General features: G+C 72.6%; 15 protein-coding genes. 9 read left to right on the top strand and 6 right to left on the bottom strand.

What is annotated here, in order from left to right; all coding sequences use genetic code 11:
• Nucleotides 1–136: 136 nt before the first annotated feature.
• The gene (locus F6W97_RS34280; RefSeq protein WP_155374697.1) at nucleotides 137–769 is read right to left on the bottom strand and encodes a TIGR03085 family metal-binding protein; all 633 of its coding nucleotides are present in this window, start codon (nucleotides 767–769) and stop codon (nucleotides 137–139) included.
• A gap of 204 nt (nucleotides 770–973) precedes the next feature.
• Here F6W97_RS34280 and F6W97_RS34275 point away from each other — a divergent pair, with 204 nt between their 5' ends.
• From F6W97_RS34275 to F6W97_RS34265, 3 genes are read left to right on the top strand one after another with little or no spacing between them, the layout of a single operon-like run.
• On the top strand, nucleotides 974–2791 hold the full coding sequence (locus tag F6W97_RS34275) for an ABC transporter ATP-binding protein (RefSeq protein ID WP_407924638.1): 1818 nt from the start codon (nucleotides 974–976) through the stop codon (nucleotides 2789–2791).
• Nucleotides 2788–2928 carry a hypothetical protein gene (locus F6W97_RS34270; protein ID WP_155374696.1) on the top strand — a complete coding sequence of 47 codons (141 nt, stop codon included), beginning with the start codon at nucleotides 2788–2790 and terminating at the stop codon, nucleotides 2926–2928. The genes F6W97_RS34275 and F6W97_RS34270 overlap by 4 nt, the downstream gene beginning before the upstream one ends.
• Nucleotides 2925–4727, top strand: a complete 1803-nt coding sequence (locus F6W97_RS34265) for an ABC transporter ATP-binding protein (RefSeq protein WP_155374695.1) — start codon at nucleotides 2925–2927, stop codon at nucleotides 4725–4727. The genes F6W97_RS34270 and F6W97_RS34265 overlap by 4 nt, the downstream gene beginning before the upstream one ends.
• A gap of 107 nt (nucleotides 4728–4834) precedes the next feature.
• Here the strand turns inward: F6W97_RS34265 and rpsD are convergent, their stop codons facing one another.
• The gene (gene rpsD, locus F6W97_RS34260; protein ID WP_155374694.1) at nucleotides 4835–5443 is read right to left on the bottom strand and encodes a 30S ribosomal protein S4; all 609 of its coding nucleotides are present in this window, start codon (nucleotides 5441–5443) and stop codon (nucleotides 4835–4837) included.
• Nucleotides 5444–5522: 79 nt separating this feature from the next.
• On the opposite strand from rpsD, the gene F6W97_RS34255 reads away from it, so the two are divergent.
• Entirely contained in the window at nucleotides 5523–5984 is a 462-nt protein-coding gene (locus F6W97_RS34255) for a hypothetical protein (RefSeq protein ID WP_155374693.1), read from the top strand.
• Here the strand turns inward: F6W97_RS34255 and F6W97_RS34250 are convergent.
• From F6W97_RS34250 to F6W97_RS34235, 4 genes are all read right to left on the bottom strand, one after another.
• Complete coding sequence (locus tag F6W97_RS34250) at nucleotides 5948–6613, bottom strand: TetR/AcrR family transcriptional regulator (protein WP_155374692.1); 666 nt, start codon at nucleotides 6611–6613, stop codon at nucleotides 5948–5950. The genes F6W97_RS34255 and F6W97_RS34250 overlap by 37 nt on opposite strands.
• Nucleotides 6614–6723: 110 nt before the next feature.
• Complete coding sequence (locus F6W97_RS34245; protein WP_155374691.1) at nucleotides 6724–7452, bottom strand: ABC transporter permease; 729 nt, start codon at nucleotides 7450–7452, stop codon at nucleotides 6724–6726.
• Complete coding sequence (locus F6W97_RS34240) at nucleotides 7449–8210, bottom strand: ABC transporter ATP-binding protein (protein ID WP_155374690.1); 762 nt, start codon at nucleotides 8208–8210, stop codon at nucleotides 7449–7451. Before F6W97_RS34240 ends, F6W97_RS34245 begins: the two co-directional genes overlap by 4 nt.
• Before the next feature lie 133 nt (nucleotides 8211–8343).
• Complete coding sequence (locus F6W97_RS34235; protein WP_155374689.1) at nucleotides 8344–10017, bottom strand: putative sodium/potassium/calcium exchanger; 1674 nt, start codon at nucleotides 10015–10017, stop codon at nucleotides 8344–8346.
• A 290-nt stretch (nucleotides 10018–10307) separates the two neighbouring features.
• On the opposite strand from F6W97_RS34235, the gene hisI reads away from it, so the two are divergent.
• From hisI to trpC, 5 genes are all read left to right on the top strand, one after another.
• Nucleotides 10308–10688 carry a phosphoribosyl-AMP cyclohydrolase gene (hisI, locus tag F6W97_RS34230; protein WP_230687214.1) on the top strand — a complete coding sequence of 127 codons (381 nt, stop codon included), beginning with the start codon at nucleotides 10308–10310 and terminating at the stop codon, nucleotides 10686–10688.
• A 61-nt stretch (nucleotides 10689–10749) separates the two neighbouring features.
• Nucleotides 10750–12300 (top strand): anthranilate synthase component I, encoded by a 1551-nt coding sequence (locus tag F6W97_RS34225; protein WP_155374687.1) that lies wholly within the window; start codon nucleotides 10750–10752, stop codon nucleotides 12298–12300.
• On the top strand, nucleotides 12297–12683 hold the full coding sequence (locus tag F6W97_RS34220; RefSeq protein WP_155374686.1) for a Trp biosynthesis-associated membrane protein: 387 nt from the start codon (nucleotides 12297–12299) through the stop codon (nucleotides 12681–12683). Before F6W97_RS34225 ends, F6W97_RS34220 begins: the two co-directional genes overlap by 4 nt.
• The gene (locus tag F6W97_RS34215; protein ID WP_155374685.1) at nucleotides 12667–13464 is read left to right on the top strand and encodes a spermidine synthase; all 798 of its coding nucleotides are present in this window, start codon (nucleotides 12667–12669) and stop codon (nucleotides 13462–13464) included. Before F6W97_RS34220 ends, F6W97_RS34215 begins: the two co-directional genes overlap by 17 nt.
• A 239-nt stretch (nucleotides 13465–13703) precedes the next feature.
• Nucleotides 13704–14561 carry an indole-3-glycerol phosphate synthase TrpC gene (gene trpC, locus F6W97_RS34210; RefSeq protein WP_155374762.1) on the top strand — a complete coding sequence of 286 codons (858 nt, stop codon included), beginning with the start codon at nucleotides 13704–13706 and terminating at the stop codon, nucleotides 14559–14561.
• The last annotated feature ends 33 nt before the right edge of the window (nucleotides 14562–14594 follow it).

Raw genomic sequence — 14594 nt, 5'->3', positions numbered from 1 at the left:
TCGGGGCCGCCTCTGGTAGGCAGTAGTGACGGGGGACACGTTAACTTGGTGTTACCGAAGGGTAATGCTGAGCACCGGCTGGGGGAACCCCTCGGGAAGATCTTTTCTCATGGTCACGGGGTTGCCGGCGGCGCGCTCAGACGCCCAGCCGCGCGCCGCGCAGCCGGCTCGTCAGCTCGGGCGGGCCGTCCAGGCTCGCCCGCGCGTGGCCCTGCCGGCCCGACAGGAACATCAGCAGCTCGCTGGGGGTTCCGGTGAGGTTGAGCGGCTGGGTGCCGGGCCGCCCGGTGGTCACCGTGCCGTGGCCCGGTGAGATCACCCGCACCTGCACCGGGTAGCGCCGCAGCGCCAGCGACGCGCGCCGCCGCGCCTGCCCCCACAGCGCCTCGGACAGTCCCGGCGCCAGCTTGCGCGGTGTCCAGTCGGGGACCGCCCGGCGGATGTCCTCGTGATGGATGAACATCTCGGCCAGGTTCACCAGCTCGTCCAGCGGCCTGAGCCCGGCGGGGCTCCACCGCGGCGGGCGCCGCAGCTCGGCCAGCAGGGCGTCGAAGTCGCGGGCCGCGATCCGCTGCTGCACCGTCGCGGTGTGCCCGGCGAAACGCTTGATCAGGATGCCCGCGGCGGCGTCGGGACGCCGTTCCCGCAGCAGCAGGTGCGCCAGGAGATCGCGCACGGTCCAGTCCCCGCAGAGGGTGGGGGCGTCTGGTCCGACCTCGGCCATCAGGTCGGCCAGGGCTAGCCTTTCAGCGAAGGCGTACCGGGTCATGTCGGCGATCCTACGTACCCCGGAGGCGGTGTGATGCCCGGCACAGGCCATACCTGCTCGCCTGGAGCAGCGGCGTCGGTAAGGATAGGAAGCCAGGCTAATTACTTACCGACCTGACGAACCGACCTGACGACGGGGATGACACGAGTGGCAGGGCAGACCGCCGGCGAAGAGCCGGCCAAACCGGAGATCACAGGGCGCGACGTGCTCGCGCGCGGCGCCCGGGTGATGTGGCGCGGGATCCGGGATGAGCCGCGCCTGTTCGTCGTCGCCGTCGTGGGCAGCTGCCTGTTCGGCGCGCTGGTCATCGGGCAGGCGAAGGTCATCGGCTGGCTGGTCGAGGACATCGTGGTGCCCTCCACCTCCGGCGGCAGGGTCGACGCCGGGGTGCTGGCGTTCGGCGCGTCGGTGCTGATCGCGATGGGCCTGGGCCGGGTCGTGGCCATCTTCGGCCGCCGGCTCGGCGCGGGCTTCATGCAGTTCGCCCTGCAGTCCAAGTACCGCCACGAGGTGACGCGCCGCTACCTGCAGTTGCCGGTCTCCTGGCACCAGCGCCACGCCACCGGCACACTGCTGTCCAACGCCAACTCCGACGTCGAGGCCGCGTGGTTCCCGGTCGCGCCGCTGCCGTTCGCCGTCGGCACCGTGTTCATGCTGTTCGTCGCGGTGGCCGTGCTGTTCGCCGTGGACTGGGCGCTGGCCCTGGTCGGGCTGGTCGTCTTCCCGGTGCTGTTCGTGATGAACGTGGTCTTCTCCCGCCGGATGGCCCCGCGCCAGGCCCACGCCCAGCACATGCGGGCCGAGGTCGCCGCGATCGCGCACGAGAGCTTCGACGGCGCACTCGTGGTCAAGACCATGGGCCGCGAGGACCTGGAGACCCGCCGGTTCGCGCAGCGGGCCGAGGAGCTGCGCGACGCGCTGATCAGCGTCGGCCGGCTGCGCGGCCTGTTCGACCCGCTGATGGAGTCGCTGCCGTTCCTCGGCACGCTGCTGGCGCTGCTGGTCGGCGCCTGGCGGATGGACCAGGGCGCGATCTCGCTCGAGCAGCTGGTCCAGGTGACCTTCCTGTTCACCGTGCTGGCGTTCCCGGTGCGGGCCATCGGCTGGGTGCTCGGCGACCTGCCGCGCGCGGTCGCGGGCTGGGACCGGGTCGAGCACGTGCTGCAGGCGACCGGCCAGATGCCGTACGGCACGCAGACGCTGCCCGGCTCCGCCGCGGCCGAGCTGAGCTTCCGCAACGTGGACTTCGCGTACGACCCGGCCCAGCCGGTGCTGCACGACGTCACCTTCACCCTGCCCGCAGGGCGCACCGTGGCGCTGGTCGGCCCGACCGGCTCCGGCAAGTCGACCATCGCGACCCTGGCCGCCCGCCTGCTCGACCCCGACCAGGGGCAGATCGCCCTCGACGGGGCCGACGTACGCGGGCTGACCTCGGCCTCGCTGGCCGCGACCGTCGCACTGGTGCCGCAGATCGCGTTCGTCTTCGACGACACGGTGCGCGGCAACGTCGCGCTGGAGCGCCCCGGCGTCGACGACGAGCGGGTGCACGAGGCGCTGGCCACGGCGCAGGCCGACACGTTCGTCGCGCGACTGCCCGAGCACCTGGACACCCAGCTCGGCGAGCGAGGCACCTCGCTGTCCGGCGGACAGCGCCAGCGGGTCACCCTGGCGCGGGCACTGGCCGGGCGGCCGCGGCTGCTCGTGCTCGACGACGCGACCAGCGCCGTCGACCCGCGCGTGGAGGCGCGCATCCTCGCCTCGCTGCGCGGGTCGGCGCACACGGCCACGATCCTGGTCGTCGCGTACCGCCGGGCCACCATCGCGCTGGCCGACGAGGTCGTCTACATCGAGTCCGGCCGCGTGGTCGCGCAGGGCACGCACGAGCAGCTGCTGGCGACGGTGAGCGGATACGCCGACCTGGTCACCGCGTACGAGAAGGCCGAGGAGGAGCGCGAGCGCGAGCGCGTCTACGACGACGCCGACGTGTCCCTCGCCGCACAGGAAGAGGAGGTCGCCGCGTGAGCGAGCGGAGCGAGCGAACCATGTCGCAGCTTTCTCACGCTGCCGACGAGCGCAGCGAGGAGAAGGCGTGGCGGGGCGAGCGAACCATGTCGCAGGTTTCTCACGCTGCCGACGAGCGTAGCGAGGAGAAGGCGTGAGCGCGTCGGCTGTCAGCGATACCGCCCGGTCCGAGTCGGCCTGGGCGACCTTCCGGCGCGGCGTGTCGCTGTCGCCCGAGCTGAAGGCCGGGCTGGCCGGCACGCTGGGGCTGGCCCTCATCGCCATGATCGGCCGGGCGGCGGTGCCGGTCGCGGTGCAGCAGGGCATCGACCGCGGGCTGGGCGTCGAGACCGGTCACCTGGACATGGGTGTGATCGTGACCGTCGTCGCCGTCACCGCGCTGATCCTGGTGGTCACCACGGCCTGCGGCTACTTCATGATGCGGCGGCTGTTCACGGTCAGCGAGACCGCGCTGGCCAACATCCGGGTGCGCACGTTCCGGCACATCCACGACCTGTCGATGCTGCACCAGCAGTCCGAGCGCCGCGGCACCATGGTGTCCCGGGTGACCAGCGACGTCGACTCGATCACGCAGTTCATCCAGTGGGGCGGCGTGATCCTCATGGTCAACGGCGGCCAGCTGGTGGTCACCACGATCGTGATGGCGTTCTACTCGTGGCAGCTCACGCTCGTGGTGCTGGCCGCGTTCGTGCCCGCGGTGATCGTCATCCGGGCGTTCCAGAAGCGTCTGTCGGGTGCGTACGCCGAGAACCGCCGCCGGATCGGCGTGATGCTCGGCGCGATCTCGGAGTCCGTGGTCGGCGCGTCGGTGATCCGGGCGTACGGCGTCTCGCAGCGCAGCGGCGCGAAGCTGTCCGAGACCATCGACGACTACCAGCAGGCGCAGCGCCGGGCCATGCGGATCAGCGTCACCAGCTTCTCCACCGGTGAGATCGCGGCCGCGATCGCGCTGGCGTCGGTGGTGCTGGTCGGGGCGCGGCTGGGTATCGCGGGGCAGATCACCCTGGGCGAGATGACCGCGTTCCTGTTCCTGGTCACGCTGTTCATCCAGCCCGTCCAGATCGCCACCGAGGTGCTCAACGAGGCGCAGAACGCGGTGGCGGGCTGGCGGCGGCTGCTCGACGTCGTCGACCTCGAACCCGATGTGGCCGACCCCGCCGAGAACGGCGTGCACCTGCCCGACGGCCCGCTGGACATCAGCTTCGAGCGGGTCAGCTTCAGCTACCCGGTCGACGGCGAGCCCGGCCCCCGCGTGCTGCACGAGGTGCACCTGGACATCGCCGCCAAGACCCGGGTCGCCGTGGTCGGTGAGACCGGCAGCGGCAAGACCACGTTCGCGAAGCTGCTCACCCGCCTGATGGACCCGAGCGAGGGCCGGGTGCTGCTGTCCGGCACCCCGCTGACCGACGTGCGCTTCGCCTCCCTGCGCAGCCGCGTCGTGATGGTCCCCCAGGACGGCTTCCTGTTCGACGCCACGGTCGCCGAGAACGTGCGCTTCGCCCGCCCCGACCTCACCGACACCGAACTCGAACAGGCCTTCACCGACCTGGGCCTGCTCGACTGGGCACAGGGCCTCGCCCACGGCCTGGACACTCCCGTCGGCGAGCGAGGCGAGGCCCTCAGCGTCGGCGAGCGCCAGCTCGTGGCCCTGGCCCGCGCCTACGTCGCCGACCCCGACCTGCTCGTCCTCGACGAGGCCACCAGCGCCGTCGACCCCGCCACCGAGGTCCGCCTCCAGCGCACCCTCGACGCGGTGACCCGCGGCCGCACCACGGTCGCCATCGCCCACCGCCTCTCCACCGCCCAGTCCGCCGACGAAGTCATCGTCGTCGACAAGGGCGTGGTGATCCAACGTGGCCCCCACGACACCCTCATCACGGCCGAGCACTCCGTCTACGCCAAGCTCTACGCCAGCTGGCTCGAACAAACCCGCTGACCCAAGATCGCGACGATCTTGCTTGAACCGCGGGTACGACACGCCCATACCGGGTGAGTCCCCAACGGTTCACGCAAGATCGTCGCGATCTTGGTGTTCGGGGTGGGTCAGCGGGAGTAGAACTCGACTACCAGCTGCTCGTCGCAGATGACGGGGATCTCGGTGCGCAGGGGTTCGCGGGTCAGGGTGGCGCGGAGGTCGGTGAGGGAGACCTCGAGGTATGGGGCGGTGGGGCCGTCCAGGTGGGCGCCGGCGGCGGCGATCTGGAACGGGGGCTTGGTGCGGCTGCGCTCGCGGACCGTGATGGTCTGCCAGGGCTTCACCCGGTAGGAGGGGCGGTCCACCTTCTGGCCGTCCACGGCGATGTGGCCGTGGCCGACGGCTTGGCGGGCCTGGTAGATGGTGCGGGCGAAGCCGGCGCGCAGGACCAGCGCGTCAAGGCGGCACTCCAGGGCGATGAGGAGCGTCTCGCCGGTCTTGCCGGAGCTGCGGGCGGCCTTGTCGAACTGGTTGCGCAGCTGGGTCTCGCTGATGAAGTACTGGTGGCGCAGGCGCTGCTTCTCCAGCAGGCGGACCTGGTAGTCGGAGGGCTTCTTGCGGGCCCGCCCGTGCACGCCCGGCGGGAACGGCCGCCGCTCGAAGTACTTCACGCACTTGCGGGTCAGCGGGATGCCGAGAGCCCGGGACAGCTTCGCCTTGGGCCGCGCTTGGTTCACGAGGGTGCCTCCAACTTCCAGACGTCATAGGTTAGGCTCGCCTAACAAAGGTAAGCCTAACCGATGTTGGAGGACCGCCGTGCCGCACCCCGCCGAGATCGCCCGCTCCCTGACCGCCGGCCGCCTGCCGGGCTTGGCGCAGGTCCCGTTCCACGCCAGCCCGTACCGGGTGCGCCACGCCACCGACCACGAAGGACGCCCGCTGCTGCTGTGCCGCGAAGGCGGGCAGCTCGACAAGGCGCTGCGCCCGCGGGACGGGGAGGGCGACGACACCGCCGTCGTGCTCGCCGTGGGGGAGTCCCGCGGGGCGCGGGTGTGGGTGTCGGGCTGGGCCGCGGCGCTGGAGGACATCGAGGCCCGCGCCGCCGCGCTGGAGTTCGCCGCCGTGAACCCGGTCAGCGACCTGCTCGACGTGGGCCGCGGCTTCCGGCTGTACCGGATGGACGTCGCCGAGGTCCGGCTGGAGTGCCCGACCGGGCACCTGACCGAGATCGACGTCGAGGACTACGCGGCGGCCGAGCCGGCCGCGTCGGTGGCCTGACCGGCCTGCCCACCGGAACCGGTGACCTCCGACGGGCCGAGGTCGCCGGTGATGTAGTGCTGCAGGTTCGGGGCGACCGCGGCGACCACCTGGTCGGCGGGCAGCGAGGCCAGCGGTTCGAGCTTCATGATGTACCGCATCAGGGCCAGCCCGCTGATCTGGCTGGCCACCAGCGACGCGCGCAGCGGGGCGTCGGCCGCGTCGAGCCGCAGCTCGGTCTGCACCCGGCGCAGGATCTGCGTGATCAGGAACTCGCGCAGTAAGCGCATGGTCCACTCGTTGCTCATCGCGGACCGGACCAGCGACGCCCCGATCGCCCCGATCGGCGAGTCCCAGATCGTCACGAAGACCCGCGCCAGGCGTACCCCCGCCTCGTCCTTGCCCCCCGCCACGACCTGCTCGATCAGCTCCCGGGGGTCCATCGGGAACTGCATGGTGGCGACGAACAGCTGCTCCTTGGTGCCGAAGTAGTGGTGCACCAGGGCCGGGTCGACCTCGGCCGCGGCGGCGATGGCGCGCATCGTGGCGGCGTCGAAGCCCTTCTCGGCGAACAGCTCGCGCGCCGCGGCCAGGATCGCCTCGCGGGTGTCGGGGTTGCCCGGCCGGCGCCCGGAGCGGCTGCGCTTCATCTGGTCCTTCCTCGGTACGCGGCGCGTCCCCGGCCCGCCGCGAAGGCGGCACACCGGGGACGTCCGTGCTCGTCGGTGACGATTCTCCCGGACGTGGCCGGGCGGGTCGGTCAGGGGGTGCGGCGGCGCAGCGTGCCCGCCGCGGCGACCAGCGCCACCACCACCGCGCCGGCGACGATGGCGAAGTCGCGCCACATCGTGCCGGTCGGCTCGGCGTACGCGCCGACCTCCTGCAGGGCCTCGACCGCGTAGGTCAGCGGCAGCACGTCGCTGATCGCCTGCAGCCAGCCCGCCATCAGCTCCCGCGGCACGAACAGCCCGCACAGCAGCAGCTGCGGCACCGCGAGCACCGGCATGAACTGCACCGCCTGGAACTCGGTCTTGGCGAACGCGCTGGCCAGCAGCCCCAGCGCCATGCCCAGCACGGCGTTCGCCACCGCGATCATGACGACGTACCCGGCGGCGCCCTGGGTGTCCAGGTCGAGCAGCAGGTAGGCCAGCGCGCTGGCGAAGCCGGCCTGCACCGCCGCGGCCACGCCGAACGCGAGGCCGTAGCCGAAGAGCAGATCGGTCTTGCGCAGCGGGGTGGTGAGCAGGCGCTCCAGCGTGCCAGTGGTGCGCTCGCGGAGCATGGCGATGCTGGTGATCAGGAACATGATGATGAACGGGAAGACGCCCAGCATGATCAGTGCGATGTGGTCGAAGACGCCGGGCTGGCTGTCGTACATGAAGTAGAGCAGCGTCAGCAGCAGCGTCGGCACGGCCACCAGCATCGCCACGGTACGGCGGTCGTGGCGCAGCTGGCGCAGGATGCGCCCGGTGGTGTGCAGCAGGATCATGACGGGACCTCGCTCGCTTCGCCGGTGGCGCGGGGGGCGGGGACGCCGGTCCCCTGGCGCCGGATCAGGGTGAGGAAGGCCTGGTCGAGGTCTTCGGTGCCGGCGGACGCCTTGACCGCGGCGGGGGTGTCGTCGGCGATCAGCAGACCCTCGCGGATAAGCAGCAGCCGGTCGCAGCGGTTGGCCTCGTCCATCACGTGGCTGGACACGACCAGCGTCGAGCCGCTCTCGGCGAGCCCGCGGAACTGCGCCCACAGCTCGTCGCGCAGCACCGGGTCCTGCCCGACGGTGGGCTCGTCCAGGATCAGCACCTTCGGCTTGCTGACGATCGCGCAGGCCAGCGAGGCCCGGCTGCGCTGCCCGCCGGACAGGTTCCCGACCAGCTGCGACGCGGCCTCGGCCAGACCCACGTCACGGACCGCGGCATCCGCCTCGGCCTGGCCGAGTCCGTAGAGCGCGGCGAAGTAGCGGGCGTTCTCGCGCACCGTCAGGTCGGCGTACACGCTGGGGGCCTGCGTGAGGTAACCGATCTCGCTGCGCAGCTTCGCGTCGCCGGCCGGGCGGCCCAGCACGGTGACCGTGCCGGAACGCACCACCTGGACGCCCACGATCGCGCGCATCAGCGTGGTCTTGCCACTGCCCGACGGGCCGAGCAGGCCGGTCACGCTGCCTTCCGGGATGGTGCAGCTCAGGCCGTGCAGCACAGGCCTGGCTCCCCGGTGTACGACGAGGTCGGCGACCTCGATCGCGGATGTCATGGGTGTCCTCCGTAGAATTCAACGCGTGTTGAACTCAACGGTAGGTGAATTATGCGCGCGTGGCAATGCGCCTACATTTCGGATCCGGGTCCCGGGCGGCCGCCTGGACGGCGCCCGGGACCCGTGGGTCAGCTCAGAGAGCCAGCACCCGGTCGAGGAAGTTCTTGTAGCCGCGCATCGCGATGCGCATCGCCTCCGTGTCCGGTGCGGCGCCCTGGCGCGGGTCCAGGTCGCCCTGCTCGGACAGCAGCTGCGCGGCCAGAGCCGACACCGCCTCGCTGACCAGCGCCTGCGCGTCGTTCAGCGCCGACTCCGGCTCGTCCACGAAGCGGGTCTGCACCTCACGCCAGGCGTCGCGGAAGCGCTGCGCCTGCTCCGCCTCCCATACCGCTATCGGCGTCTCGGCCACGTCACCCGGCCGCAACGCGGTCGCGGTCGGCGCCACCTGCGCCACGTCCAACTCCTCGTCGTCCACGTCGTCCACGTCGTCGGCTGCCCCGGCGTCGGCCGCGGCGTCGATCCCCCCGACCGGCGCCACCTCCTCCGCCGCGTCCTCGGCCGCGGCGTCGATGATCGCCGCCACCGGCGCGGTGTCGTCGGCGGACGCCCCCTCGACGTCTGCCTCCGTCACCTCCTCGGCCGGCTCGCCGACGGGCTCCATCTCGGCGTCGACCACGTCGGCCTCGGGGTCCTCCGGCTCGTCTGCGGCCGTCGCCTCGACCTCGACCTCGTCGTCCGCAGCAGCGGCCTCGTCCGCCACGGCGTACGGCCCGTCCTCCTCGGCCGCGGCCTCGGCGTCCACCACGGCCTCCGCCGCGGCGACGGTCTCCGCGTCCGGGGTCTCGTCCTCGTCGGTGTCGGCCGGCGCCTCCACCTCCGCATCGGCCTCCGCGTCCACCTCCACCTCCGCATCGGCCTCCGCGTCCACCTGCGCGTCGGCCTCCGCTTCCGGCTCCTCGACGTCCTCGGCTGCTGCCTCGGCCGTATGGTCGGCCTCGAGCTGGACGGCATCGACCGGGTCCGCCGCGTCGACCGCGTCCTCCGCATCGGTCTCGGCGCTCGCGTCGAGGTCCGCCTCCGCGGACTCCTCGTCGTCGGCCTGAGCGTCGATCGCCTCGTCGTCTCCGGCCTCCGGCGAGTCGTCGTCGGCGTGCGCCGCCGGGGACTCGTCGGCGGTTTCCGCCGCGGTGTCGTCGTCGGCCGCGTCGTGGTCGGCCGCCGCGTCGACATCGATCGTCACCTCGGCGTCGTCCCCGTCGGCCCGGGCCTCAGGCTCGGCCTCGTCGGCCAGGGCCTCGGGCTCGTCCTCGGTCTCCGCCTCGGCGACGTCGGCCTCGGCCTCTGCCTCGGGCGACTCGTCCGCGTCGGCCTGCCCTTCGGGCATCCCGGGCGTCTCGTCGTCATCGGCGTCGGGTGACGCGTCGGCCTGGGCCTCGGACGTCTCTGCGGCCTCCCCCTCGGGCGAGGCGTCGGTGTCGGCCTCCGCGTCAGGCGACTCGTCGTCGGCTTCCGCTTCCGACTCGTCGTCGGCTTCGGCTTCGGCGGTCTCGTCCGCGTCGGCCTGCGCCGCGGGCGACTCCTGGTCGGCCTCGAGGTCCGCTGCGCCGTCCGCGGCCTCGGCGGCCTCCGGGGCGGCGACGGTGGGCAGCTCGCTGGTGTGTTCCAGCAGCGCGGCCTGCTCCTGCGGGCTCAACTGCAGGGTGGGCTCGAGCTCGTCGGCGGCCTCGGCCTCGGGGGCCGGCTGCCGCGCCGGTGGAATGAAGGTGGGGATGTGCGCCGGGAGCGGCGCGAAGTGGGGGTTGGTCATGCGAATTCCTCGGCTCTCGCGGTGGGGGAGAGCGCCCGCGGGCGCTGCGCGCAGATGCCCGTCAAGTTACCGCCGGGCTGCCCGTTCTCGCGTCATACCAGCGTCCATAACTGTGACCGGGACCACCTTGATCATCGGACTTGCCTGGCAGTAGCGGGTATGCCGTCTCGAGATACGCACGAGTGCCAGGCAACTCGGACGATCTTGGGTGGGCGGCGGAGCGGGGCCCCAGGTGAGACTTCGGCCGCACCGGCGCGGCGGGGTGCTCGGCGGTGAGGGAGAATTCGGCTGTGTCAGGGACCGAGCAGCTGGATCCGCGGATCGCCACCCGCCTCAAGCACGACCGCGACGGGCTCGTCGCGGCCGTGGTGCGCCAGTACGACACCGGTGAGGTGCTGATGCTGGCCTGGATGGACGACGAGGCGCTGCGCCGCACGCTGTCCACCGGCCGGGCCACCTACTGGTCGCGCAGCCGCGGGGAGTACTGGGTGAAGGGCGCGACGTCCGGCCACCACCAGTTCGTCAAGTCCGTGGCGCTGGACTGCGACGGCGACGCGCTGCTGGTGAGCGTGGACCAGGTCGGCCCGGCCTGCCACACCGGCACCCGCACCTGCTTCACCGACGAGCTGCCGGTCGCCACCGGTGAGGTCCTCGAGGAGTCGCACCGATGAAGAGGTGGACCATGGACGGCAGGGCGGTCCGCGCCGTCGGCGAGCGCAGCGAGGTGGGGGCATGAGCACAGCGAGCAGCGGGGCGGTCAGCCCCGACCTGGCCGGGTTCCGGGCCCGCGCGGCCGGACGCCGGGTGGTGCCGGTGGTCCGCCGGTTGCTGGCCGACGCCGAGACGCCGGTGGGCGTGTACCGCAAGGTGGCCGGCGGGCCGGGGACGTTCCTGCTGGAGTCCGCCGAGCAGGGCGCCGGGGCGGCGGGCACGGCCTGGTCGCGGTACTCCTTCATCGGGGTGCGCAGCCTGGCGACGCTGACCGAGCGCGGCGGGCAGGCCCGCTGGCTGGGCAGCCCGCCCGAGGGGGTGCCGCGCAGCGGTGATCCGGTCGCCGTGCTGCGGGCCACCGTCGAGGCGCTGACCGGCCCGGACACCGACGACGACGGCCTGCCGCCGCTGACCGGCGGCCTGGTCGGCTTCCTGTCGTACGACCTGGTGCGCCGGTTCGAGCGGCTGCCGCAGCTGGCCGACGACGACCTGCACGTGCCGGAGCTGGGCCTGTTCCTGGCCACCGACCTGGTGGTGCTGGACCACTACCTGGGCCAGGCGATCGTGGTCGCCAACGCGGTGCTGCCCGAGCACGCCGACGCCGAGCAGGTGGCGGCGGCGTACCACCACGCGATCGGCCGGCTCGATGCGATGACCACGGCGCTGGCCCGCCCCACCCCGCCGATGATCTCGACGGTGACCGCGGTGCGGCCGACGGAACTCGTGTCGCGCACGCCGTCCGGGGAGTTCGGCAAGGCGGTGGAGGTCGCCAAGGAGGCGATCCGGGCCGGCGACTGCTTCCAGATCGTGGTCTCGCAGCGCTTCGAGACCCGCACCGAGGCCGACCCGCTCGACATCTACCGGGTGCTGCGGGCCACCAACCCCAGCCCGTACATGTACCTGCTGCGCTTCGACGACTTCGACATCGTCGGCTCGTCCCCCGAGGCCCACGTGAAGATCACCAAGGGCGACGACGGCGTACGCCGCGCCCTGCTCCACCCGATCGCCGGCACCCGGCCGCGGGGCGAGTCCCCGGAGGCCGACGCCGCGCTGGCCGCGGAGCTGATCGCGGACCCGAAGGAGCGCTCCGAGCACGTCATGCTCGTCGACCTGGGCCGCAACGACCTGGGCCGGGTGTCGCGCGCGGGCACCGTCGAGGTGCCGGAGTTCGCCATGGTCGAGCGCTACAGCCACGTCATGCACATCGTCTCGACGGTCGTCGGCGAGCTGCGCGAGGGCACCTCGCCGCTGGACGCGCTGGCCGCCACGTTCCCGGCGGGCACGCTGTCCGGGGCGCCGAAGGTGCGCGCCATGGAGATCATCGAGGAGCTGGAGCCGACCCGGCGCGGCCTGTACGGCGGCACGGTCGGCTACTTCGGCTTCGGCGGCGACCTGGACATGGCGATCGCGATCCGCACCGCGCTGCTGCGCGACGGCGTCGCGTACGTGCAAGCCGGGGCCGGGGTGGTGGCCGACTCGGACCCGGCGTTGGAGGAACTGGAGACCCAGCACAAGGCGATGGCCGTGCTGGCCGCGATCGCCACCGCGCAGACCCTGCAGGCCGCCCGATGAGCGCGCCCGACCCGGCGGCCCACGTGGCGGCCGAGGACGGCGCCTCGGCCAGGGACCTGTCGACGAGGCACGCCGCGGTCGACGGCGGCGCGGTGGCCGGGGCTTCCGCGACTCGGGGTGCCCGTTCCGGCCGTACCCGCATGATCGTGATCGGGGTGTTCGCGGCGCTGGTCGTGCTGTGGATCATGCCCGGCGGTTCGGTGTCGTGGGTGCGTCCCGCGCTGCTCGCGCTCGCCGCCGGGGTGGCCGCGGTCTGGTACTGGCGGCGCTCGGGCAGCCACGCCCGGCGCACCGCCCCGGCCGCACCGCGCGCCGAGGACACCCGCGACCTGTGGGACGCGCTCGACCGGGGCGAGGACCTCACCGATGAAACGCGTGTCTGACCGGGCGCTGATCGTCCGGGTGGACACCGGCACCGCCGAACTGATCCCCGACCCGGACCTGCCCGACGCCTGGCTGCTGCGCCTCAACGGCACCGCCCAGTCGCACGTCAACCTCAACGACCCGACGCTGATCGCGTTCGACTACATCCGGCGCTTCGCCGACGTCATCGACGCGGTGGCCCCGCCCGGCGCGCTGGACGTGCTGCACCTCGGCGGGGGAGCGATGACCCTGCCGCGCTGCCTGTCGGTGCTGCGCCCCGGCAGCGGCCAGCGCGTCGTCGAACTGGACCGGGCGCTGGCCGACCTGGTCACCACCCGGCTGCCGCTGGACGACGACGACATCGAACTCGTCGTCGCCGACGCCCGCGCCGCGCTGGAGGCCGCCGATCCGGAATCGGCCGACGTGATCGTCGCCGACATCTTCACCGGCTCGAAGGTCCCGCCGCACGTCAGCACCGTCGAGTTCGCCCAGGCCGCGCACCGCGTCCTGCGCCCCGGCGGCTGGTACCTGGCCAACATCATGGACGTCGCCCCGCTGGCCGTGGCCCGCCGCCAGGCCGCCACCCTGCGTGAGGTCTTCCCCCAGGTCGCCGTGGTCGCCGACGCCGCCCTGCTCCGCGGCCGAGGCACCGGCAACCTCCTCATGGTCGCCGGCAACGCCCCCGAGGGCATCCGCCACCTGACCCGCCGCATAGCCGCCGACCCCACCCGCGCCCGCGTCGAACACGGCCCCAAACTCGCCGACTTCATCCGCACCGCCCAACCGCGCCGCGACGAATGACGCCCCTGCAATTTCCGGGAAACTGCACGAATCAGGCCCGGCTTACCCGCAGTCTCCCCGAAACAGCGGGGCCGGCGGCGGCGGGCCCGTGCCATGTGGGCGGTGGAGCGAGGGGGTTGCCTGGTCGGGGGGCGGGCATTATGCACTAGCCCACTGGGTGAGGCACGCCATACCCCGTTCACCTTGCGGGGCGGGGCAGTGCCTAGAGTCTGCCCATGGCATCCGACGAGCTGAGCAGCATGGAGCCTGGCGAACCGGCCCCGAGCGCATCGATGCGAGACAGCGGCGGCAGCGTGCTCGACGAGATCATCGCGGGGGTCCGTGAGGACGTCGAGGCGCGCCAGAACCGGGTCTCCATGGACGAGATCAAGAAGCGCGCGGCGGCGGCTGCGCCTGCCCTGGACGCCTATGCGGCGCTGCGCCGCTCCGGCGTCGGTGTGATCGCCGAGGTGAAGCGCTCGTCGCCCAGCAAGGGTGCGCTGGCGGAGATCCCGGACCCGGCCGAGCTGGCCGCGGAGTACGAGGCGGGCGGCGCCCGCGCGGTGAGCGTGCTGACCGAGGGCCGCTGGTTCGGCGGCTCCCTGGACGACCTGGCCGCGGTGCGGGCGCGCTTGAAGATCCCGGTGCTGCGCAAGGACTTCGTGTGCTCGGCGTACCAGGTGCACGAGGCGCGCGCGTACGGCGCGGACCTGGTGCTGCTGATCGTCGCGGCGCTGGAGCAGAAGGTGCTGACCGGCCTGCTCGACCGCATCGAGTCGCTGGGCATGACCCCGCTGGTCGAGGTGCACACCGAGGAGGAGGCCGACCGTGCCCTGGAGGCCGGCGCCCGCGTCATCGGCGTGAACGCCCGCAACCTGCGCACACTTGAGGTGGACCGGTCGGTGTTCGAACGGATCGCACCCGGCCTGCCCAACAGCGTGCTCAAGATCGCCGAGTCGGGTGTGCGGGGGCCGCTCGACCTGATCAAGTACGCCTCGGCGGGCGCCGACGCGGTGCTCGTCGGGGAGGGCCTGGTGACCCAGAAGAGCCCGCGCGACGCGGTCGCCGAACTCGTCAACGCCGGAAACCACCCCGCAACGCCGCGGCCGACCCGCTGACGCTTCCCCCGTGCTGGACCGCCCCGAGCCATC

This window comes from Catellatospora vulcania, from assembly GCF_009720385.1.
GTDB classification, from domain to species: Bacteria; Actinomycetota; Actinomycetes; order Mycobacteriales; family Micromonosporaceae; genus Catellatospora; species Catellatospora vulcania.
The sequence above is the reverse complement of the archived record's forward strand: the minus strand, read 5'-3'. Positions and strand labels throughout refer to the sequence as shown.

Excerpts from the sequence above, each read along its gene's own strand:
- F6W97_RS34280 (WP_155374697.1), bottom strand. The coding sequence starts at position 769 with ATGACCCGGTACGCCTTCGCTGAAAGGCTAGCCCTGGCCGACCTGATG.
- F6W97_RS34250 (WP_155374692.1), bottom strand. The coding sequence starts at position 6,613 with ATGAAGCGCAGCCGCTCCGGGCGCCGGCCGGGCAACCCCGACACCCGC.
- F6W97_RS34245 (WP_155374691.1), bottom strand. The coding sequence starts at position 7,452 with ATGATCCTGCTGCACACCACCGGGCGCATCCTGCGCCAGCTGCGCCAC.
- F6W97_RS34240 (WP_155374690.1), bottom strand. The coding sequence starts at position 8,210 with ATGACATCCGCGATCGAGGTCGCCGACCTCGTCGTACACCGGGGAGCC.
- F6W97_RS34235 (WP_155374689.1), bottom strand. The coding sequence starts at position 10,017 with ATGACCAACCCCCACTTCGCGCCGCTCCCGGCGCACATCCCCACCTTC.
- F6W97_RS34225 (WP_155374687.1), top strand. The coding sequence starts at position 10,750 with ATGAGCACAGCGAGCAGCGGGGCGGTCAGCCCCGACCTGGCCGGGTTC.
- F6W97_RS34220 (WP_155374686.1), top strand. The coding sequence starts at position 12,297 with ATGAGCGCGCCCGACCCGGCGGCCCACGTGGCGGCCGAGGACGGCGCC.
- F6W97_RS34215 (WP_155374685.1), top strand. The coding sequence starts at position 12,667 with ATGAAACGCGTGTCTGACCGGGCGCTGATCGTCCGGGTGGACACCGGC.
- trpC (WP_155374762.1), top strand. The coding sequence starts at position 13,704 with ATGGAGCCTGGCGAACCGGCCCCGAGCGCATCGATGCGAGACAGCGGC.